1 protein-coding gene is annotated in these 1,230 nt (G+C 62.6%); it reads left to right on the top strand.

The window, feature by feature from the left end; genetic code table 11:
* Positions 1-1,230, top strand: a 1,230-nt coding sequence (locus J0I64_RS00215) for a DNA polymerase IV (protein WP_291405286.1), incomplete at both ends; no start/stop codon positions are given.

Below are 1,230 nucleotides of genomic sequence, written 5' to 3'. Positions count from 1 at the left end.
GCCCCGGATTCGCAGCCACGCCGAGCTTTTCAGCCTCTCCATCGCCCATGTCGACTGCGACGCCTTCTATGCCTCGGTGGAAAAGCGCGACGATCCGAGCCTGCGGGATCGACCGCTGATCATCGGCGGCGGCGTGCGCGGCGTGGTCTCGAAATGCTGCTACATCGCCCGGCAATCGGGCGTTCGATCGGCCATGCCCATGTATAGGGCGCGCGAGCTTTGCCCCGACGCCGTGATCATCAAGCCTAATATGGCCAAGTATGTTGAGGTCAGCCGGCAGATACGCCGCCATATGGATGCGCTGACGCCCTTGGTCGAGCCGCTTTCCATCGACGAGGCCTTCCTTGATCTGACCGGCACCGAGAAGGTGCACAAGGCGCCCCCTGCCCTGACGCTGGCGCGATTTACTCAATCGGTCGAGAGCGACATCGGCGTGACCATTTCGGTGGGCCTCAGCCACAACAAGTTTCTCGCCAAGATCGCCTCCGACCTCGACAAGCCACGCGGCTTCGCCGTCATCGGCGCCGAGGAAACCATGAGCTTTCTGGCGCCAAAGCCCATCAGCCTGATCTTTGGCGTCGGCAAGGTGTTTTCCGAGACGCTGAAGAAGGACGGCTATCACACGATCGGGCAATTGCAGGAAGAAGACCCGATAAGGTTGATGCGGCTCTATGGCGAATCGGGTGCGCGCCTCGCGCGCCTGTCGCGCGGGGACGACAGCCGCCGCGTTTCCATCGACGGCGAGATGAAGACGGTCTCTTCCGAAACGACCTTCAACCGTGACCTCGCAACGTTCGAAGAGCTTTCGACGGAACTGCTCAATTGCTGCGAGCGGCTCTCTGAGCGCCTCAAATCCAAGAACATCGTCGGCGACACGGTTACGCTCAAGCTCAAGACCGCCGGATTTAAGTTGCGCACACGCGCCCGACACCTGATGATGCCGACGCAACTCGCCAATGTGCTCTACGAGGCGGGGCTGAATCTGTTGCAGCGCGAGGCCGACGGCACGCCGTTCCGCTTGATCGGCATCGGCATTTCGGGCATCGAAGCGGCCGATGGGTCCGATCCAACGGACCTGCTTGAGCCGCAGGTTGCCCGCAAGGCGGCAGCGGAACGCGCGATGGACCGCGTGCGATCGCGCTTCGGCCGCGCCGCCGTTGTCCGCGGCAAACTCTACACCAGCCGGCCCGAAGCCAATTCGGCCCCGGCATCCGAAGAAGAAGCAGAAGA

The sequence above is a fragment of the Devosia sp. genome, from assembly GCF_017307565.1.
Taxonomy (GTDB): domain Bacteria; phylum Pseudomonadota; class Alphaproteobacteria; order Rhizobiales; family Devosiaceae; genus Devosia.
Note: the sequence above shows the minus strand (reverse complement) of the source record. Positions and strands in the feature narration are given on the sequence as shown.